The sequence below is a fragment of the Brevundimonas sp. GN22 genome, from assembly GCF_054824005.1.
This window is the reverse complement of the sequence record NZ_JSYD01000052.1, coordinates 16,565-36,578: the sequence shown is the minus strand read 5'-3', so window position 1 is coordinate 36,578 and position 20,014 is coordinate 16,565. Positions and strand designations below refer to the sequence as shown.

At 62.1% G+C, this 20,014-nt stretch carries 20 protein-coding genes and 1 tRNA gene; 15 read left to right on the top strand and 6 right to left on the bottom strand.

Annotated features, from left to right (window positions below; genetic code table 11):
• Positions 1–11 precede the first annotated feature (11 nt).
• The gene (gene rpiA / locus OB03_RS08420; protein ID WP_461343822.1) at positions 12–689 is read right to left on the bottom strand and encodes a ribose-5-phosphate isomerase RpiA; all 678 of its coding nucleotides are present in this window, start codon (positions 687–689) and stop codon (positions 12–14) included.
• A complete protein-coding gene (gene glmU, locus OB03_RS08415; protein WP_461343821.1) occupies positions 686–2,035 on the bottom strand; it encodes a bifunctional UDP-N-acetylglucosamine diphosphorylase/glucosamine-1-phosphate N-acetyltransferase GlmU in 1,350 nt (449 codons plus the stop codon). The genes rpiA and glmU overlap by 4 nt, the downstream gene beginning before the upstream one ends.
• Positions 2,036–2,099: 64 nt before the next feature.
• On the opposite strand from glmU, the gene OB03_RS08410 reads away from it, so the two are divergent.
• The 5 genes from OB03_RS08410 to OB03_RS08390 all read left to right on the top strand — a co-directional run bounded on the left by OB03_RS08410 (position 2,100) and on the right by OB03_RS08390 (position 5,374).
• Positions 2,100–2,783: an HAD-IA family hydrolase gene (locus OB03_RS08410; RefSeq protein ID WP_242913241.1), complete on the top strand. Its 684-nt coding sequence runs from the start codon at positions 2,100–2,102 to the stop codon at positions 2,781–2,783.
• A gap of 102 nt (positions 2,784–2,885) precedes the next feature.
• Positions 2,886–4,175, top strand: a complete 1,290-nt coding sequence (locus tag OB03_RS08405; protein WP_461343820.1) for a dicarboxylate/amino acid:cation symporter — start codon at positions 2,886–2,888, stop codon at positions 4,173–4,175.
• A gap of 82 nt (positions 4,176–4,257) precedes the next feature.
• Positions 4,258–4,332 (top strand) — tRNA-Val (locus tag OB03_RS08400).
• A gap of 203 nt (positions 4,333–4,535) precedes the next feature.
• Complete coding sequence (locus OB03_RS08395; protein WP_461343819.1) at positions 4,536–4,901, top strand: response regulator; 366 nt, start codon at positions 4,536–4,538, stop codon at positions 4,899–4,901.
• 110 nt (positions 4,902–5,011) lie between these two features.
• Positions 5,012–5,374: a hypothetical protein gene (locus tag OB03_RS08390; protein WP_461343818.1), complete on the top strand. Its 363-nt coding sequence runs from the start codon at positions 5,012–5,014 to the stop codon at positions 5,372–5,374.
• Positions 5,375–5,376: 2 nt separating this feature from the next.
• Here the strand turns inward: OB03_RS08390 and fni are convergent, their stop codons facing one another.
• Together fni and OB03_RS08380 are read right to left on the bottom strand one after the other, a co-directional pair.
• Positions 5,377–6,405 carry a type 2 isopentenyl-diphosphate Delta-isomerase gene (gene fni, locus OB03_RS08385; RefSeq protein ID WP_242913237.1) on the bottom strand — a complete coding sequence of 343 codons (1,029 nt, stop codon included), beginning with the start codon at positions 6,403–6,405 and terminating at the stop codon, positions 5,377–5,379.
• Between the two features lie 20 nt (positions 6,406–6,425).
• Positions 6,426–8,216, bottom strand: a complete 1,791-nt coding sequence (locus OB03_RS08380) for a PPC domain-containing protein (protein WP_461343817.1) — start codon at positions 8,214–8,216, stop codon at positions 6,426–6,428.
• Positions 8,217–8,325: 109 nt separating this feature from the next.
• Here OB03_RS08380 and folD point away from each other — a divergent pair, with 109 nt between their 5' ends.
• From folD to OB03_RS08355, 5 genes are all read left to right on the top strand, one after another.
• Positions 8,326–9,252 (top strand): bifunctional methylenetetrahydrofolate dehydrogenase/methenyltetrahydrofolate cyclohydrolase FolD, encoded by a 927-nt coding sequence (gene folD / locus OB03_RS08375; protein ID WP_242913235.1) that lies wholly within the window; start codon positions 8,326–8,328, stop codon positions 9,250–9,252.
• 97 nt (positions 9,253–9,349) lie between these two features.
• Positions 9,350–10,036: a LemA family protein gene (locus OB03_RS08370; RefSeq protein ID WP_461343816.1), complete on the top strand. Its 687-nt coding sequence runs from the start codon at positions 9,350–9,352 to the stop codon at positions 10,034–10,036.
• Positions 10,037–10,048: 12 nt separating this feature from the next.
• Complete coding sequence (locus OB03_RS08365; RefSeq protein WP_461343815.1) at positions 10,049–10,879, top strand: TPM domain-containing protein; 831 nt, start codon at positions 10,049–10,051, stop codon at positions 10,877–10,879.
• Positions 10,879–11,562, top strand: a complete 684-nt coding sequence (locus OB03_RS08360) for a TPM domain-containing protein (RefSeq protein ID WP_461343814.1) — start codon at positions 10,879–10,881, stop codon at positions 11,560–11,562. The genes OB03_RS08365 and OB03_RS08360 overlap by 1 nt, the downstream gene beginning before the upstream one ends.
• Positions 11,563–11,603: 41 nt before the next feature.
• On the top strand, positions 11,604–12,332 hold the full coding sequence (locus OB03_RS08355; RefSeq protein ID WP_242913231.1) for an endonuclease/exonuclease/phosphatase family protein: 729 nt from the start codon (positions 11,604–11,606) through the stop codon (positions 12,330–12,332).
• Here the strand turns inward: OB03_RS08355 and OB03_RS08350 are convergent.
• On the bottom strand, positions 12,329–13,804 hold the full coding sequence (locus tag OB03_RS08350) for a phospholipase D-like domain-containing protein (RefSeq protein WP_242913230.1): 1,476 nt from the start codon (positions 13,802–13,804) through the stop codon (positions 12,329–12,331). The genes OB03_RS08355 and OB03_RS08350 overlap by 4 nt on opposite strands.
• 153 nt (positions 13,805–13,957) lie before the next feature.
• Between OB03_RS08350 and OB03_RS08345 the strand changes: the two genes are divergently transcribed.
• The 3 genes from OB03_RS08345 to OB03_RS08335 all read left to right on the top strand — a co-directional run bounded on the left by OB03_RS08345 (position 13,958) and on the right by OB03_RS08335 (position 17,443).
• Positions 13,958–14,134: a hypothetical protein gene (locus OB03_RS08345; RefSeq protein ID WP_242913229.1), complete on the top strand. Its 177-nt coding sequence runs from the start codon at positions 13,958–13,960 to the stop codon at positions 14,132–14,134.
• A 176-nt stretch (positions 14,135–14,310) separates the two neighbouring features.
• On the top strand, positions 14,311–16,755 hold the full coding sequence (locus OB03_RS08340) for a tipN (RefSeq protein WP_461343813.1): 2,445 nt from the start codon (positions 14,311–14,313) through the stop codon (positions 16,753–16,755).
• Positions 16,756–16,837: 82 nt separating this feature from the next.
• Positions 16,838–17,443 carry a hypothetical protein gene (locus OB03_RS08335; RefSeq protein WP_242913227.1) on the top strand — a complete coding sequence of 202 codons (606 nt, stop codon included), beginning with the start codon at positions 16,838–16,840 and terminating at the stop codon, positions 17,441–17,443.
• Here the strand turns inward: OB03_RS08335 and OB03_RS08330 are convergent.
• The gene (locus OB03_RS08330) at positions 17,406–18,593 is read right to left on the bottom strand and encodes an MFS transporter (protein ID WP_461343812.1); all 1,188 of its coding nucleotides are present in this window, start codon (positions 18,591–18,593) and stop codon (positions 17,406–17,408) included. The genes OB03_RS08335 and OB03_RS08330 overlap by 38 nt on opposite strands.
• Before the next feature lie 51 nt (positions 18,594–18,644).
• On the opposite strand from OB03_RS08330, the gene OB03_RS08325 reads away from it, so the two are divergent.
• Both OB03_RS08325 and pip read left to right on the top strand, forming a co-directional pair.
• Positions 18,645–19,025 (top strand): DUF423 domain-containing protein, encoded by a 381-nt coding sequence (locus OB03_RS08325; RefSeq protein WP_242913225.1) that lies wholly within the window; start codon positions 18,645–18,647, stop codon positions 19,023–19,025.
• An 11-nt stretch (positions 19,026–19,036) separates the two neighbouring features.
• Positions 19,037–20,011: a prolyl aminopeptidase gene (gene pip, locus OB03_RS08320; RefSeq protein ID WP_461343811.1), complete on the top strand. Its 975-nt coding sequence runs from the start codon at positions 19,037–19,039 to the stop codon at positions 20,009–20,011.
• Positions 20,012–20,014 lie beyond the last annotated feature (3 nt).

Genomic DNA, 20,014 nt, shown 5'->3' with positions numbered 1-20,014 from the left:
CCAACAAGGGTTCAGCCGATTGTCTGGAAACCTTCGTCGGTGCCGATCACTGCAAGCTCCGTCAATCCGAGGAATAGACCGTGCTCGACCACGCCCGTAATGGCTTTCAGGTCAGCAGCCAGTTTCACCGGATCGTGAATCACGCCTTTCGCGGCGTCATAGATGACATTGCCGCCATCGGTGCGGACCATGCCACGGTCCGCTTGGCGCACAGTCGCCTCGCCGAGGCCGTGGGCACCCAGTACCGCGTTAATACGCGCGCCCGTGGTCTTGTGCCCGAAGGCGACGACTTCGATGGGAAGCGGGAACTGGCCCAGTTCAGCGACAGACTTGGCCGCGTCGGCAATAACGATGCAGCGGTCGGACGCTTCCCACACCAGTTTCTCGCGCAGCAGAGCCGCGCCGCCGCCCTTGATCAACGCCAGTTCGGGGCCGATTTCATCCGCGCCATCAACCGTCAGGTCCAGTCGGGGGGTATCTTCCAGAGTAGAAAGGGTCAGGCCAAGTTCGCGCGCCAGATCAGCCGTCTTTTCCGACGTCGGCACGCACTTCAGGTCCGGCAGGTTACGCTCTGCCAGAGCCTTGACGAACCATGCAGCGGTCGAGCCGGTGCCAAGGCCCACCTTCATGCCTGCCTCTACATATTGGGCAGCGGCATAGCCGGCGTTCTTCTTCTGGATATCACTCACTTTTTCGCAGCCTTTTTCGCGCGCATCATCTCCATGAAGCGCGTGGCCCAACCGGCCTTATTGACTTGCGGTGCTCGCGCCAGCGCCAGCTCCCCCGCCCCCACACTCTTCGTCACCACCGATCCAGAGCCGATCATGGCCCCGTCACCGATGGTCACCGGCGCTACCAGCGAACTGTTCGAGCCAACGAAAGCGCCCTCGCCCACCTCGGTGCGGTGTTTGAAGAAGCCGTCATAGTTACAGAAGATCGTGCCCGCGCCGATGTTCGCCCCTGCACCGACCGAGCCGTCGCCCAGATAGGCCAAATGGTTGGCCTTGGCGCCGGTGCCCAGCGTGACGTTCTTCACTTCGACAAAGTTGCCGATCTTCACCTTCTCGCCGAGGTCCGCACCGGGGCGAAGGCGGGCGTAAGGGCCAACCTCGGCCTTCGGGCCGACCTTGGCACCCTCGATGTGCGAGAAGCTGCGGATGCGTGCGCCGCTCTCGACCACCGCCCCCGGACCGAAGACCACAAACGGCTCAACGGTGACGCCAGCCGCGATCTGGGTGTCATAGGCAAAGTGGACGGTTTCCGGCGCGCTCATGGTCACGCCATTGGCCATGAAGGTTTCACGCTGAACCTTCTGGAACAGAGCCTCCGCATCCGCCAGTTCGGCTTGTGAGTTCACACCCATCACGGCGTCCTCATGCGCGAAGACGGCCCGGGTGTCGTGACCGGCCTTGCGGGCCAGTTCGACCACGTCGGTCAGGTAGTATTCGCCCTTGGCGTTCTCGTTCTTCACATCGGCCAGAAGCTCGAACAGCATCTTGGCAGGAGCCGCCATCACGCCCGAGTTGCACGAACGGATGGCCAGAACCTCTGCACTGGCTTCCTTAGCCTCGGTGATGGCGACCAGTGTCTCGCCTTCGATGACCAGACGGCCATAGGCACCCGGATCACGAGCTTCGAAGCCGATGACGCTGACGCCCTTGCCTCCGAATACAGGCTCGATGTCCTTGGCCTTCAGCAGCGGCACGTCGCCATAGGTGATGACAACCTCGCCATCGAAATCTTTCAGCGCGTCTTCGGCCGCACGCACGGCGTGGCCGGTGCCCATCGGCGGGTCCTGAACCGCAATGGCATCCTCGCCCAGACGTTTGACGATATGGGCGCGGACTTCCGGCGAGTGGTTACCCACCACGACCACGATCTTTTCGCAGCCCAGCGCCTCGGCGGCATCAATGGCATGATCCACCATGGCGCGGTGCCCCACCGGATGCAGCACCTTAGGCAGCGAGGATTTCATCCGCGTACCCTGCCCTGCGGCAAGAATGATCGCGGCGCGGCGTGTAGAAATGCTGGTCATGAGTCGTCCCGGAGGCTAGTCACCCATGGCTCTAAACCATCCAATGCTCGAACGGGAGACACCAATGACCGAACGCGATCTCGAAGGCTGGACGATTGCCTTTGATCTGGACGGTACCTTGGTGGATTCAGCACCTGATCTGATCGGCACGCTGAACCGTTTGCTGGAAAAGGAGGGCCTGCCGCCACGGCCTATCGAGGCCGCGCGCCATCTGGTCGGACACGGGGCCTTGGCTCTTCTAAAAAATGGCTTTGCCGAGGCCGGTGCCGACTGGAAGGAAGAGAACAGCAAGGCGCTGTTTGACGCCTTCCTCGTCGACTACAACGCCAATATCGCCGTTGATACCGCGCCCTTCCCGTCGTGCCTCGACGTGCTGGACCGTTTGGCATTGCGCGGAGCAACGCTGGTTGTCGCTACGAACAAGCGTACAGACCTGTCCACCAATCTGATGGACACCTTGGGCATCAGCAATCGGTTTGCCGCTATCGTCGGCCCCGACGTTGTGTCCGCGAAAAAGCCGGACGGAGCGCACATTCGCGAGGCTGTGATCAAGGCCGGCGGCGATCCCGCGAAAGCCATCATGGTCGGTGACTCCACCACCGACACCCGCGCGGCCAAGCATGCCAACATCCCGTGCATTCTCGTCAGCTTTGGCTACAGCGACGTTCCACTGGCAGAAATGGGTGGGGACATCACTATAGACCATTACAGCGAGTTCGAGGCTGCGTTGGCGAAACTCGTCGCCTGATCGTTAGATATTCTCACCCAAAGTTTAGAACTTCTAACACTCTCCCCGGTTGCCGCGCGGGGTGCGAAGCCAGACATAGGCCTCCTGACTTCAGGTGAACCTATGATCCGTCGCTTCTTTGCCATCCCCCTTTGGAAACGCACCTTTGCTGGCCTTGCGCTTGGCGTAGTAGCTGGATTGCTGCTGGGCGACCTAGCGCCGACCGTGCTCCAACCCATCGGCGACGTCTATTTGAACCTCATCCGGATGGTCGTTGCGCCGCTGGTGCTGTTCACCATCGCCAGCTCCATCGCCAAACTGGGCGAAGGGGTGGGCGCGGTTCGCCTTGGCGTGCGCACCATTATTTGGTTCGCTATCACCTCGCTTTTGGCCGTGCTGGTGGGCTTTGCGACGGCGCACATCATCAATCCGGGGGTGGGTCTAGCGGACCTGCCTCTTGGCGAGGTAAAGGCGCGTGAAATCCCGACGCCGCTGCAGGTCCTGCTTGATATCGTACCGCGCAATCCCTTCGCCGCGCTCAGCGAAGGCAAGGTGCTGCAGATCATCTTCTTCTCGGCCTTTGTGGGTGCCGCGCTGGTAGCATTGGGTGATCGTGCCCAGATTGCACGCCGCGCCGTGGACGAAGGTGCGGCCATCATCTTCCGCATCACACGCTGGATTATCCAGCTGACCCCGTTCGGGGTCTTTGCCCTGATCGGTTCGGTTGTGGGTGGCTATGGCTGGGAAAGCCTGCTGCCGCTGGGCAAGTTCATTCTTGCCATCTACTTCGCCTGCCTATTCCACATTCTGGTGGTCTATTCCGGCCTGCTGAAGCTGCACGGGCTTAAGGCCACGAGCTTCTTCCGCGGCGCATTCGCCGCCCAGCAGACCGCCTTTGCGACCTCGTCTTCGCTTGGCACCCTGCCGATTACGCTTCGCCAGACGGTCGAGCGCCTTGGTGTCCCGCAGGCCTATGCCGCGTTCGCTGTGCCTCTGGGTGCCAATGTGAAGATGGACGGTTGCGGTGCCATCTATCCCGCAATCGCGGCCATCTTCATCGCCCAGTATTTCCAGATCGATCTAACGGTGACGCAGTACATCCTGATCGGCCTCACTGCCGTGCTGGGATCGCTGGGGACGGCAGGTGTTCCAGGCACCTCGATTGTCATGTTGACCCTGACGCTGTCGACTGCGGGCCTGCCGCTGGAAGGCATTGGCTACATCGTCGCCATCGACCGCATTGTGGACATGATGCGTACCGCGACAAATGTGACCGGCCAGATGTTGGTGCCTGTGATTGTCGCCAAGGAAGAAGGCATTCTCAATCAGGACATCTACAACGGGCGCGTCGAATGGCTGCCCGGTGATCCGGACGCGGAAACCGCCGAAGCGGCACGTGCCGCAGGTATTTGATAAGTTTGGACTTGCCGTCGGGGGATTCGCGGGCTAAATCGCCGCCTCCCGACGCGGTTCGCACGAACCCGTTCCAGAAGATGGACGCGTAGCTCAGCGGGAGAGCACCTCGTTCACACCGAGGGGGTCACAGGTTCAATCCCTGTCGCGTCCACCATCTTCACCCTCCCCCATAAATCCGATCCACCTCGCTGGTGCCAAATGTCAGACGTTGTGAACTTTATTCACGGGTCTGTGGCACTCATCGCAAGATCAGACGTTGCTGTATTGTTGCTGGCTGGGCAGTAGCTACGCACGGTATGCGGATCACCCATTGGTCCCTACACTGTGCATTATTCGATTAAGAGCGGGGCGCACTTTATGGCGGAAGATTTGGAAACTCGCCGGATTTTGGTGGTGGAAGACGAGTCGCTCGTCGCCATGCTGCTGGAAACCATTCTCGAAGATTTGGGCTGCAATGTCGTGGGCCCCGAGGGCACGGTGGCGGCGGGTGCCGATACCGCCCGTTCCGCCGATATCGACGCAGCCCTGCTGGACGTAAACGTCGCGGGCGAGCTGGTATTTCCTGTTGCCGAGGCCCTGAAGGGGCGCGGTATCCCCTTCGTATTCTCGACCGGTTACGGTGAAGGCGGTCTGCCCGAGCAATGGCGCGGACACCCCACCATCCAAAAACCCTTCACCGAGGTCGCAGTCCGCGACGCCCTTCTTGAAGCCCTATCGCGCTGACAGAATGTCATGGGCCGGCTTCTTTGATCCCCCCAACGGGTGTAGAGAGGACGTCCGGCCTGAGCGAAACGCTCGGTCAATCTGTTGCTTAGTCCGTCGGTGAGCCTGAAATGCGCAAACAGACCCTTTCCCTGCTTGGATTGGCCGCAGTCGCCGCCCTTGGTGCTTGTTCGCCCGAGAAGACAGAGCCGCATGTCGGTGGCGAAGGCCTGCGGGTCGACGTCGTCGCCCCACGCGAGCCCGAAATCGTCCCTGCTGGTGGTCAGTTGTCAGTCGGTGATCTGGCCAACGGCTATGACCACGAGCAGACCATGGCGCGCGCCCACGCGGTAGAGCAGCCGGTTGACGACATCGGCACGACCTGGAATGACGAGAACTGGGCTGAGGGGACTGGCCCTGCGATCGAAGTGCGCGATACCGCTCCGGTCGCAGATCCCAAGGTCAAGGTGACCAAGGTTCCTGCCGATTACTAAAGTCAGCGCGCGGGTAGCAGCGGCACCCGCTTCAAATGCGCGAGACTGGGTGCGTTTACGCAGAAACAGGCCGTTCGCAACTGTCGCGTCATCGTCTGGAAATGACTGACGACGGCTTCGGTAGATTGCGTGGCCGCAGGCAAAACGCCTGCCGCCACGCCCACGATATCGGCTCCCAGTCGGATAGCCTTGGCGGCGTCCACGCCGTCGCGAACGCCGCCGGAGCCGATCAACAAGACACTCGGTAGAGCGTTGCGAGCCTCGGCAATCGCTCGGGCCGTCGGGATGCCCCAGTCTGCGAACGCGACCGCGTGCCCGGCGTGGTCAGGATCGTCGCTGCGCGCGCCTTCCACCAGCGCCCAGTTGGTACCGCCAGCGCCTGCAACGTCGATGCCCGCGACCCCCATAGCCACCAGCTTCTGGGCGGTAAGAGCGGATATGCCCGTCCCTGTCTCCTTGACGATGACAGGACGCCCCAACTCACGCACCAAGGCATGCAAGGCGGCAGCTACACCCCACCAGTCCCGATCGCCTTCTGGCTGACAGGCTTCCTGAAGCGGGTTCAGATGCACGACCAAGGCGTCGGCATCGATCATATCCATGAGCCGCAGGGCCTCGTCGCGCCCGACACCCCGGGTCAACTGGGCCGCGCCGATATTGGCAAGAATGGGTGTATCCGGTGCACGACGCCGCAGCGCCAGATCCAGTCCGGTATCCTCGCCCGCCAGAGCAGAACGCTGCGATCCTACTGCCAAAGCGATGCCGAGTTGCTGAGCTGCCTCGGCCAGCCGCGCGTTAATCGCTTCCGCGCGCGCCGGACCTCCGGTCATGGCGCTGATAAGGAAAGGTGATTTCAAACGCCTCCCGAGAAAGTCGACGCCCAGATCGATCTTGGCGTGATCGATATCCGGCAGGGCCTCGTGCACGAAGCGCCAGTCGTCAAAGCCCGTGCCAAGCGCATGCCGCCCCCGCCCCGACAGCACCACATCAAGGTGCTGGTCTTTTCGCGAAATGTGGGGGGACGCGGACATAGGCTGAGGACGTTCTTCTATCAGGGCTGTCGTTCGACGATCAGGGAATAGTCACCGGTGGCATTCGGTCCGAAGCTGGTAACACGGACGACATAGTCGCCATCACGCGGCGCGGTCCAGATCAGACGCGAATGCGTGTCGGACAGACCGTCATCGTCCTGTTTGCTGAAAGAGGTGGACGAGCCCGACTTCTGCCCCACCAGAACAACCGCATCGAACTTTGGCGCAACCAGGATGAAGCGCAGCTTCTCGTCCTTGCGTGCGGCAAAGGTGTAGTCGTCGTAATAGCCGCCCCCGAAGCGGCCTTCGTTCGAGGTGTTGTCGTTTTCGCCCAGCGAGCCGCGCACAGTCGATCCAATCAACAGGCTGCCCGATTCCGGTTCAGGCCCGCGATCGGTCAAGCGCAATTGATAGGCCCCGCGTCCGTCATCGAAGCTCTGGGCACGAATGATGTATTCGCCGTCCTCGGGCACATCAAAGGTCAGGCGCGCGTTCGTGCCCTGCCCCATGCCGTCGTCGTCACTGGCCAGGGCTTCGAAAGTCCCTTCAGCCTTGCCGACTTCCAGCACTGCATCAAACTCGGACGAGGTCATGGTGATCTGAAGCCGCTGACCCTCGGTCGCCGTGAAGCTGTAGCCGTCGAAACGGGCATTGCCTTTCAGGCGTGCATCGTCATCGGTCAGTTCCCCCTCCACTTCCTGACCCATCGCAAGCGGTTGCGGTGGCGGTGGCGGCTCTACGCTTTCAACTTCCAGCGTGTAGGCACCATTAGCGTCCGACAAACCGCGGGCCTCGATGATGTAGGTGCCGCTGGTTTTCGGGGTCAGCAACAGCGACGGGTTGAGGTCGCCGGCACTATCATCGTCCGACGCCACTTCGGTGCCCGCTTCATCATAAACATTCAAAAAGGCATCGAAATCATCGCCTGTCATAGTGATTTCATAGGCCTGTCCCTCCACAACCGGCAAGGCGTAGCGGTCGGCGCGCACGCCCGACATCCCCGTCGGGGTCTTATCGGACAGTTCGCCCGCAACGCTCTCGCCGATGACAATCGGGGTCGGCGGTGTCAGGGGGGCGGCGTCCTCTACAGTGATCGTGAATGGCCCATCCGAGCCGCTTACCGAGCCTACGCGAATGGCATAGGTGCCGCTGGTCGGCGCAGAGAAGTTCAATTGCGAGTTCAGACCTGCGCCCGGCGCGTCGTCGTTCACGCCCAGCTCTTCGAACACACCGTTCGTCTCACGGCCAATTCGGACGATGGGGTCGATATCGTTGGCTTCGACCTTGATCGCGACGCGCTCGCCCTGCGACAGGTTCAGGCGGTACTGCTGGAACTTGTTGCCGTCATTATCCTGTGAGCTACGATTGTTGATCTGGCCGCGTACCTCGCGCCCGCGACTGATGTTGACCGAACGGACCGGCGTCGGCCGCCAGCGCTGAACCGACAGGCTGAAATTGCCCGCCTCGGACAGGGACTTGGCGCGAATACGATAGGTGCCGCTCTCGGACGGCATGAAGCGCAGGCGGGAATGAAGCCCGTCGCCGAGACCGTCATCGTCCATCGCCAGCGGCTCCTCGGAATCCGAAGGCCCGTAGATCTCGAGCAGGGAATCAATATCGTCGCTGCGCATGATGACTTCGATGCCGTCACCTGCATGCAGCGTCAGGGTATAGTCGCGGCCATCATCGTCGGTATTGCCAGAGACACTTTGCCCCACCCGGACCGATCCGCTATCCGCCTGCGCGTTTGCCAATGCCGGGGCACTGAGGATTGCCAGGACACTGACGGCGGCAAGCAACGAGTGACGCATAAGGGGTCTGCCTCTTCAATAAGATAACGTCATCATAGACGACGAACCGTGGCGCCTGTAAATCGCCCCGAACGAATTCAGTTCCGTGCCAACAGGTGGAGTCAAACCCATGGCGACCGAAAATGCCGCTGCCGAAATCATTGACGGCAAGGCCTTTGCCCAAACGCTGGTGACGCGAGTTGGCGCAGCGGTTGAGCGCCTTATCAAGTCAAATGGCGTAAAGGCCGGTCTGGCAGTCGTTATTGTGGGCGAGGACCCCGCCAGCCAGCTCTATGTTCGCAACAAGGGCGAGACCACTCTGAAAGCCGGTATGCGCTCCGACACGCACCGCCTGACGGAAGATACCACTCAAGACCAGCTGCTGGATCTGATCGCCCAATTGAACGCCGATGACGGCATTCACGGCATTCTGGTTCAACTGCCCTTGCCCGCTCACATTGATTCCAATGCCGTGCTGGACGCCATCTCGCCGGACAAGGACGTGGACGGCTTCCACGTTGTGAACGCCGGTCGTCTGGCTGTGGGTCAGGACGGTCTGGTGCCGTGCACGCCGCTGGGGTGCCTGATGCTGCTCAAGGATCAGTTGGGTGACCTGTCGGGCCTGAATGCCGTCATCGTTGGTCGCTCCAACATTGTGGGCAAGCCGATGGCGCAACTGCTGCTGGGCGAGAGCTGCACCGTCACCATCGCCCACTCGCGCACCAAGGACCTTCCGGCCCTGTGCCGCACCGCCGACATTCTTGTCGCCGCCGTTGGCCGTCCGGAAATGATCAAGGGCGACTGGATCAAGCCGGGCGCGACCGTTATCGACGTGGGCATCAACCGCGTCCCCTCCAAGGACCCGGTCAAGGCCGCCGATGGCAAGACCCGCGTAGTCGGCGACGTGGCATTCGACGAAGCTGCTCAGGTCGCAGGCAAGATCACTCCGGTTCCGGGTGGCGTGGGTCCGATGACCATCGCCTGCCTGCTGGCCAACACCTATACGGCAGCTTGCCGGTCCGTCGGCGTAAAGCCGGACGACCTTCTGGCGCAGTAATTTTGTAAAGCGATGTGGCTTTGGACTTGCGCTAAGGCCCCATCGCACCCCAATCCTATACCCGAGATCGGTCATAGTGACCGACAGGAGGAAGCTGATGGCTGGTATGTCCCCCCGTATGGCCACCGTGGCCGCTGTTATCGCTCTGGCTCCGGCTGTGGGTGCCTGCGGTTACAACACCATTCCGACTAAGCACGAGCGCGCACAGGCCGCTTGGGCCGACGTCCAGAGCCAGTACCAACGCCGCGCCGATCTGGTGCCGAACCTCGTTGCGACCGTTCAAGGTGCCGCCATTCAGGAACGCACCACCCTGACGCAGGTCATCGAAGCCCGCGCCAAGGCCACCAGCGTCAATGTGAACGCGGATGATCCGGCTTCCTTCCAGCAGTTCCAGCAAGCCCAAGGCGAACTGTCGGGTGCCCTGTCGCGCCTGCTGGTGACGGTTGAGGCCTATCCGCAGCTTCAGTCGAACCAGAACTTCGTCGCCTTGCAGTCGCAGCTGGAAGGTACCGAGAACCGCATCGCGGTTGCCCGCCGCGACTACAACGAAGCCGTTCGCGACTACAACACTACCCTGCGCACCTTCCCCAGCATCATCTGGGCCAAGACCATCCAGAGCGGCTCCAAGCCGATGCAATTGTTCACCGCTACGGCTGAAGCCCAGACGGCACCGAACGTGAACTTCGACGGCCTGAACCCGAGCGCTGCGGCTCAACCGGGCGGTAATGCTCCGGCTGTGGCTCCGGGCTCGGCTCCTGCTGCGGCTCCTGCCGCTGCCAACTAAGGCATTCAGCCAATGAAAAGGGCACTCGCCCTTCTGTTTGTACTGGGTCTGTGGCTGGGAACGGCAATGCCGCTTCCGGCCATGGCCCAGAGCAACATCAAGTTTCCCGCTCTGACCGGACGCGTAGTCGACGGCGCGAATATCCTCACGCCTGCCGAAGAGGCTGCGTTGACGGAAAAGCTTTCGCGCCTCGAACAGTCGACGACCGATCAGGTGGTCGTGGTCACGCTCGCCTCGCTCGAAGGCTATGATATTGCCGACTACGGCTACCAACTGGGCCGCAGTTGGGGCATTGGCCAGAAAGAGGCCAACAACGGTGCGCTGCTGATTGTGGCACCGAATGACCGACTGGTGCGCATCGAGACGGGTTACGGCCTCGAAGGCGTCATCACCGACGCCTTTGCATCCATCGTTATTCGCAACGACATCCTGCCCTCGTTCCGCGAAGGCAACTATTACGGCGGGATCGACAAGGGCGTCGATGCCCTTGCCACCCAGCTTACTCTGGATCCCGAAGAGGCCGCTGCCCGCGCTGCCAAAATGCAGGCAGAGGCTCAATCCGGCAGCGACGGCACTTCGCGCATACTGGTGATCGTCTTCATCGTCTTCGGTGTGATGGTGGCTCTGGGCGCTACGGCAGGAGCTGCTTCAGGCGGACGCGGTCGTCGCATCCATGGCGCAGCCAATGGTGCGGGCACTGTACTGTGGACGACGGCACAGATCCTTTCGATGATCGTCAGCAGCGGTGGCGGTGGACGTGGCGGCGGCGGTGGTCGCGGCGGCGGCGGATTTGGCGGCGGCGGCGGCGGCTTCGGCGGCGGCGGTGCGTCTGGAGGTTGGTAATGGATTTCACACCCGAAGATCACGCACGCGTCTCGAGCGCCATTTCCGCAGCCGAAGCCAACACCAGTGGCGAAATCTTCTGCGTCATCTCGCGGCGGGTCTCGACCTATCGCGATATCCGGCTGGCGTGGGCGGCGACAGCGTCACTGGTCCTGCCTGCCGTGCTAGTGCCTTTAGGCCTGACGGGCGAATGGTTGGGCGTCAACGACGGTTGGCACATAGCCCACGCGGCCAGCCAGTCCAACGAGGTCAACCAGGCTCTTACCGCCTATATTATCGCCCAAGCCCTCACCTTCATCGGTGTCTATCTCCTGAGCATGATACCGGTCATAGGGCTTATAATGGTGCCGCAGCGCATTCGTCGTGCCCGCGTCCGCCGCGTTGCCCTGCAACAGTTCATGGCCCACGGCCTGCACGATACCGTGGACCGTACCGGCGTCCTGATCTTTGCCGCCATGGCCGATCATGAGGTCGAGGTCATCGCCGACACCGGTATTTACTCCAAAACAAAGCCGGAATTCTGGGGTGAAACGGTTCAGGCGCTAGTGCGCGGTATCAAGCGCGGGCAGCCGATAGACGGGATGGAGGACGCCATCGCTCTATGTGGCAATGCGCTCGCCGAGCATTTCCCGCCGCGTGAAAACGATATCAACGAAGTCCCCGATAGACTGATCGTTCTCTGATCGACTGATCTTTCGTCACATTCCTGCGTTTTCATACGGTCATGCCCAGACTGCTTACCTACAATGTCCACCGCTGCGTGGGCACAGACCGGACATTAAGCGTCGCGCGCATTGCCGATGTCATTGCCGATGAAGATGCCGACATCGTCTGTCTTCAGGAACTGGATGTCGGGCGCCTGCGGACCGGCAGCGTCGATCAGGCCGCCGAACTGGCCCAGCGCCTGAATATGACGTCGCGGTTTCACCCCGCCATGCGGATCGAGGCCGAGCAGTATGGCGACGCCATTCTCTCGCGCCTGCCCGAAACGCTCGTCCGCGCTGACAGCCTGCCATCGGTAACCGGCATTAGGGGTCTGGAACCTCGGGGCGCGGTCTGGTCGCGCATCCAGATTGGCGAGCATTGGCTGAACATCATCAACACCCATCTGGGTCTTGTGCCGCGCGAACAGCGCAAACAGGCCGCCGCCCTTTCCAGCCGAGAATGGGTGGGCGCGTGCGAGGGCCCAACGATCCTCGCCGGTGATTTCAACGCGACGTCCATCACCCGCCCCTATGGCGAGCTGACCCGCCACCTGAAGGACGCCCAGCGGGTTCTGGGGCTGAAACCGTCCATCAAGACCTTCCCGTCCGCTTTCCCGGCGATACGGATCGACCATCTGTTCATCAGTCCGCATATCCGCGTCACTGGCATCCGGGTGCCGACCAGCCCGTTGGCACGGGTGGCTTCCGATCATCTTCCGTTGGTGATGGATTTCGAGATCGCCGCTTAACCGGCCGCCGTGCCGCCTTCGGAACGCGGACGGGTGGCGCGCGTCAGATGACGTCGCCTCCAAGGCCGCCACGCATCGTGTGCGGAGAGCGGGTCGCCCAACTGCCATTCGGCAAACATGCGCTCAATCCCCGTAGGTTGGCGCAGCCCCATCGCCCGCATACGGGCCTGACCGAAGGTGGCGACAGATCGCCCCACACCCCCCATCAGGCTTTCGGCCTCGGCAAAGTCGTCGGTCGAAACACCGATAAAATGCCCTAGCGAGTGCTGGCGAAGCCGGCGGATGGCAGTGCGCTCGGTCTCGTCACGAGCCTCGAACGATAGGTCGCATTCAGTATCCAGCCCCATCGAGCGGTTGTTGAGATTGCTGGACCCGATCCGCATCAGCTTGTCGTCCACAATGGTCATCTTGGCGTGGACGATGATCCGGTCGCCTCGACGGGTCACCGGATAGAAGGAGAAGAAGCGGTCGTGCACATCTGCTTTTTCCAATCGCCACAGCACCTCCGCCCGCGCCGTATCCATGGTCAAACCATCGAACCAGGACGGGCTGCGTCCGGTTGAGACCAACACCACTTCGGGGCCATCCGGTTCGGCCAAACGCTCGGCAATGGCGGAGGCGATCAAAGGTGAAGTGAAGTACTGATTTTCCATGTAAATCAGAGATTTAGCCGCACGTATTGCTTCAAGATGTAAAGCTTCGTTTTCCCTCACCTCATCGCGTCCCTTCACGGCCGGATAGGTGCGGGACAGTCCGACAGGAATATCGGTAAAGATCGGCGCGACGTGGTCCGGCCACGGGTCACCATCGGTCTGAACCGTTGGCAGGGCCTCCTCTGTTGCCATCGCCCAGCGCTGGCGTACGAGATCGCCCAGCATTCTGGCCGCATCGCCGTCGACAACGCTCATCCACTCATGGCGCGGTGAAGGGATCAGGCCGGACGGCATGCAGCGGCGGGGATCACCACTGAAGTGTCCCTCCTCGTCCCAGCGGTCGACCGAGATATCACCGCCGCCGCAGAAGGCCACCTTATCGTCGATGACCACCACCTTCTGGTGATGGCAGGCTCCGAGAAGGCCCACACCCTCTAGTTCCAGCTGAACCATGCGCTTGTTGAAGAATTTGAGCGCCTTGTGCGGATAGAACCCCTGAGAGGCGGCAATCAGGATCGGCGAGCGCCAGATCAACAGGCGAACTTCAAGCTCCGGCCTCTGCTTCACCATGGATTTGAGCCGCTCGCCGATTTCAAATCGGCGTTCGTCACTGGGGGACTGGGGATCAAGGCGCGTCCGCGGATCGAACTGCCAACCCAGAACCAACACTGACTTTTCCGCCTTTTCCAAAGCCGCGCTTAGGGCTTCGAAATAGGTATCGTTCTCCATCAGCGGAGACAGCCGCCCCGCTACAGCCGTTCGCCAGATGGCATCCCCCTCGATCAGGAGGGAGTGGTCATATACTGTGCGCCTAAGCATATCCCCCCCGGTCGTAACAGCCACTTGCCCACCAACACCTGATCAGCGACAGCCGCGTGACAAGGTTCCGCAAGATCGTAAAAAACGCGCGCAATGCGGACCTTATGCCGCCCAGAGATTGCCGCAACTCACAACTTCTGGCATGAATGCCGCATGAAGATGTTGATCGATTTTCTGGCAGGCATTGTTGCCTTCCTAGCCGCTGCGGCCCTTGCCCAGTTCGGCTTGAATATCGATCGCGTGTCGCAGCCCTTGGAAATCAAGCGCTTGCCGGAATGTCATTCTTCGCCGGATGAAGCCGGGAAAGCAAACGCCAGCAAGACCTGCTGACGTCTGAAGCCCTGATTCTTCGGCTATCCGGGCGAACGAACGGCCGGTTTCCCTCAGTTTTCCGCCTATTTCTTCGCAAATTTCAGCCATATGCGGCTTTGCGCGGCTCCTGCTAGCGTCTAGGGTCCTAGCTTCGATCCTGCCCACCGACGCATAGCCGACCGAGATTGACGCCCATGACGACACCCCATCGGCCAGAAACCTCGTCAGAAACCTCTGCAGCGACTGGCGCAGCGGATATCGACAACGCGCCTCTGAACGACCCGTTCGATACGCCGATTGACGCCATCCCGCCCCAGCCGGAAAAGAAGGCCGAGGCCGTCGAGCCCAAGCCCGATCCCTATGCGCGCCCCATGTCCGAACGTCAGCGCCGCCGTCTGGCCGAGCAGCAACGTCAGGCCGAGCAGCGCAGCCGTGACGCAGAACGCCAGAACCAGTTCCTCTCGCCCTTGGCCGAAAGTGCGGACGGTCGGCTAACTGCACCGAACGAGACACAGCCCGCGGTCGCATCGACCAAGGCCACCAAGGTTGCCAAGACAAAGAGAAATACCCCTGCCCGCAGTAGCGCGGCCTATGCCTTCGCCATCATTGGTTCGGCCTTGTGGGTGGGCGGCATCGGCTCGTGGTTCGCCTATGAGTTTGGCTCCGGCATGGTGGATCTGGAGCCCATCCGCATTGCGGTTTACGCCCTCATCGCGGTTGCGCCTGTGGGACTTGCCTTCCTGTTGGCCCATGCGCTGCGCCTAGGCTCTGCGCTGGCTTACGAGAGCAACCGCGCGCGTGAACTGGCTGATGCCCTGGTAGCCCCCACGCTCTACGGTGCACAGCAAACGTCCGGCATTGTCGCCTCGCTCCGAACCGACATCGACGAAGCCGCCGGTATGGCAGAGCGCGCGCGTCAGGAACTGACGCAGCTGCGCGAAATCCTTCTGACCGAAGCGACCCGCCTGTCCGATGCCGCGCGCACCGCCCAGGCCGCGACCCAGAATATCACCCGCACCATGGGCGACGAGCGCCAGCAGCTGGCAACGCTGGGCGAAACTCTGGACAGCAAGGCACTGTCGGTTGCGGACGCCGTTCAGCGTCAGGCTCAAATGGTTGTTGAAGCTTCGGACATGGCGCAGGCCCAACTGCGCGAAGCCGAGGCTGCCCTCGCAGCCCGTGCAGCCGACCTTGCAGCCGCCGCCAACGAGGCGCAGGACGCCGCCCGTGTCGCCGCCGAAGACCTTGGCCGCCAGACCCTGCGTCTGGAAACCGCCGGCACCGGCGTCAGCGAACAGATCAAGGCCGTTGAAGATGGTCTGAGCCAGCAACGCGCCGCCCTTGTCACCGCCGCCTATTCGCTGCGCACCGATCAGGAAGACTTTGCAGCCCAGATCGAAAGCCAGCGCGCCCAGTTTATCGACCACCTCAGCGAGACGCGCACGGCGGCCAACGATCTAAACCAAACCGGCGACCAGATTGCCGAGGGCATCAAAAATCAGGTCGAGGCCGTTCTCGAGCAGTTCCGAACGCTGGTGAACATGTCCCAACGAGAGGCCGAAGGCTTCGACGCCGCGACCAAGCTGTCGCTCGACAAGTTCGAGGCGCTGGCCGCCGAAAGCCGCGACCGTCTGCTGGCGGAAACCCGCGCTGCCGTCGAAACCCTGAACCGCGCTTCTCTTGAACAGCGCCAACTGGCCGAACAAGCGCTGCAACAAGCCCAGATCCGTGCCGACCGACTGGGCGAGAGCCTGTTCGACGCGGCCCGTCAGGCCGATGACGCGGCAGAGTCGCGCATCGCCGGTGCGCGCCGCATTGTCGATGAGACCCTCAAACTGGTGGACCACACTGGCATGGAAGCCATGTCGCGTCTGGAAACACTGACCCAGCGCATGAACGAGGCATTGGGCCGTATCGAGACCTCGGTTCGTGATCTGGATGACCGTACAGCACGTCTGCCCGAAGAAGCGGCCCAGCGCATGGCCGCAGTCCGCCAGACCGCAGAACAAAGCCTTGCCAGCCTGACCGATGCCTCCCGCCGCGCCGCCGCCGAGGCTGAAGCGCTGGACATGGGCTTCCAGGATCGCGTTCGTAAGAACTATGAGATGGTCAACGAGGCGGTGCGCCTGATGGGCTCTACGCCCAACGAACCGCACGCGCCGGCAGACGACCTGTCCCCCCGCATTCCGCTGCGCGCCGCCCCGCCGCTCCACGAGACGCGTGCTCCCGCTCAGTCGGCCCCTTGGGCATCATCCTATGCAGAGCCGGTCCCACCGGCCCCCGTGGCGATGAGCGTTCTGACCGAGCGCGCCGTGTCTGCCATCCGTCGTATGGGCGTGGACCCGAATGCCCTTCTGCCACGCGCCCGCATCGAAGACGCCGCCTACGCTCTGGCCCGTCAGGATGTCACGCGCGCCCGCCAGATCGTGCGCCGCGTGGCCCCCGCCGCCGTCCGCAGCGTCAACCGCCGCGTCACCGCCGATCAGGAGCTGCACCGCGACATCCTCGGCTATGTAGAGCGTTATGCTGCTGCGCTGGCCGAGTACGGCGATGACCAGCACACGGTCAACGCACGGCTGGCAACGGACGATGGCCGCGCCTTCCTCATCTATGATGCGGCGCTGAACGATAATCGCTGATCGGCGCAACCTATACAGGGGGTTGACCGCTTTGGCCTCTATATGCAGCTTTCCCGGGCAATGGGCAGGAGTAGCTTAGCTGATGGCTCTTTCAACGCAGTCCGCGCACGATGACCGTCGTCCAACTATCCTGATCTGCAACTGGTCCTCTACCAACCCTGCATGGGATCTGGTCGAGGACCTGTCCGGCGTGCCGTGGCAACCCGAAGGCGTCCAGACCGAACTCGTCGAAGGTGACAGCAACATCGCCAGCTTGGCGGAAAGCTTGGCCGAGCGGTTATTGAGCCGTGACGCCCGGGCCGTGCTGTTGATCGGACATACCCGCCACGAAGGCGCCGCCCGCCTGCAGCTGCGGGCCGAAATCCCGCACCAGAACGGCATACGGATTTCCGCTGACGGCCCCGGCGTAGTCCGCTCGACCGGTCCGGCGGCTGATATCCTCGATGCCGTCGCCAAGGCCCACGTCTCGATCGTCGCCTCTTCCGAGCATGAGCCCGACGAGGGCAGCGAGCTGCTTTACGGCTTGCTGAACCGGATCGGGGAATCTCTGGAAACCCCTCCGGTGGCGCTTCTGCGCTTCCCCGCTTCCATGACGGAAGCCTCCATCGCGCAGGCGGTGAAGAGCGCCGTCATTGTAATGACGCAGAACTTTACGCAGGCTCCGCGATTTGGGGCAGGCCGCGCCTGACCTCGGCGCGTACTGCCATAACCGCGAAGACCCCCACGACGGCCAAGCCCGCCATAGGCAGATAGCCAGCACCGCCCCAACGATCAAAGATCGGACCGGATGCGGCTGTCGCCAGACCCGTCATCAGGCCCGAGGAAAGCATGGACGCCAGCGTCTGCGACGAGGTGTGATCCTGACGCGGGCTAAGCGTGTCGACGATCTCCACGCTGCCCAGATAAACAGCGGCGAAGGTGAAGGCATGCAGTGCCTGTAGCGGCAGAAGCCACCCAACCGCCGGCTCTCCGGCCATAAACAGCCAGCGTGCGACAGCGGCCATGCCGCCGATGATAACCAACGTGAACGGTCCGATCCCGATCTTGCGACGCCACGGGTCGATCAGCCACATAAAGACAATCTCGCCCGCGACGGCAAAGGCCCAAAGCAGACCGGTAGTGCTCTCGGGAATGCCCTGCTGTTTCCAGAGGATGGCGGAGAAGCTGTAATAGAAGCCGTGGGCGGCCTGAATAGCGCCAACGCCCAGCACAGCGGCCATGAAGATGCGGTTCTTCAGCAAGCGACCCAGTCCGCGGAAACGCTCCCTACCCGACTGGGTAAGCCCATCCTCGGTCACCGGCAAAGCAGGCAGAACGAGCAGCGACACCATCGTGCACAGCGTGCTGGCGGCCACAATCCATACGATCACCGCCTGCTCTGACCACTGCGTCAGCAGCGCCCCCATTCCGACGTTGGCCATAACGAAAGCCAGAGAGCCAAATCCCCGAGGCAGGCTGAAGGGATAGCCGTCGCGTTTGGCGACCCGCAACGTCAGAACGTCCACGAGCGGAATGATGGCCGCACAGGCCGTCGCCCCGATGAACCAGAACGCACCGCGCAGAAGTGTGCTGTCGACCAGCGCGGCTCCGCCATAGCCCGCAGCCATGGCCAGTCCTAGGAGGGCAATGGCGGTCTTGCGGTGTTTGAACCCGTCGGCCCAGACCGCTAACAGCGGCCCCGTCGCCAGTCGCCCCACCATCGGCAGAGCCAACAGAAGGCCGATTTGCGCCCCTGTCATACCGGTGGAAGCCAGCCACAAGGCTGCGAACGGCATGACCACACCAGTGGTGCCGAACAGGAGTGCATATTGCAGGGAGACGCGAGCTGCCGAATTCATGCGCGGGCCGGTAGCAGAGACTTTAGGCCGGATGTAGTCTAAACCTTGGTCATGAGAGCGAACAAAAACCTCATCGTTTTCGCCGCCCTGAACGGGGCTATGTCCGTCGCCATCGGCGCATTTGGTGCCCACGGGGTCGCCAGTTCCCAAGCTGAGCTGCTGCAGACCGGCGGACAGTACCAAATGGTCCACGCTGTATTGGCCGCCGCCATTGGCTTTTGGCCCGATTCCGGTCGTGCCGGACGGATAGCAGGCTGGCTTGCGGCGTCGGGCGGCTTGGTGTTCTGTTCGGCTCTTACTTTGCTGGCTCTGGCCGGACTTCGCTTCATGGGAGCCGTCGCCCCGATCGGCGGCAGTTTGATGATTCTGGGCTGGCTGTTGCTGGCCGGGCACGCTGTGCGCCGCACGGTGAGCTCATCGCGTAACCTGTAGAAAGAACCCTCATGGCCTTTCCTCCAATCACCGCCCCCCGCCGCGACCTGTATCCCGAGATCGAAGCGAACAATCACGGCTGGCTGAAGACGGACAGCGTCCACGAAATCTATTGGGAAGAGAGCGGCAATCCGCAGGGCATTCCTGTCATCGTGCTGCACGGCGGTCCGGGCGGTGCGGTCAATCCGGGTATGCGCCGCTTTTTCGATCCGGCAGTCTATCGCATCGTCATGTTCGACCAGCGTGGTTGCGGCCTGTCGCGCCCGAACGCCAGCCTCGAGAACAATACGACGTGGGATCTGGTGAACGATATCGAGGCCATCCGTGAGCTGCTGGGTATCGACAAATGGGTCGTGTTTGGCGGCTCATGGGGCTCAACCCTGTCGCTGACCTATGCGATCAAACACCCCGAGCGCACGCGCGCTTTGGTGCTGCGCGGCATCTTCCTGATGACGAAGAAAGAGCTGCACTGGTTCTATCAAGACGGGGCATCGATGATTCACCCCGACCTGTGGGAGGACTTCCTCGCGCCGATCCCCGAGGACGAGCGCGATAATCTGATGGCCGCCTATTACAAGCGCCTGACGGGTGACAACATCGAAGAGCGCAATCGCTGCGCCGTGGCGTGGGCCACATGGGAAGGCAACACCGTCACGGTCGCCGGCGCGGCAGGTGCACCGGACAAGTTCGGTGATCCGGAGTTCGCCGTCGCCTTTGCGCGCATCGAGAACTGGTACTTCACCAACGGCGGCTTCTTCGACAGCGAAAACTGGATCATCGAAAACGTCGAAAAAATCCGCCATATCCCGACGTGGATCGCTCAAGGTCGTTGGGACGTAGTGACACCCGCATCGGGCGCATGGGCCCTGAACCGTGCGTTCCCCGAGGCCAAGCTTGAGATCATCGGCGACGCAGGCCACGCCTCCAGCGAGCCGGGCATCGTCGACAGCCTGATCCGCGGCACCGACTGGGCCGCGAAGCAGTAATCT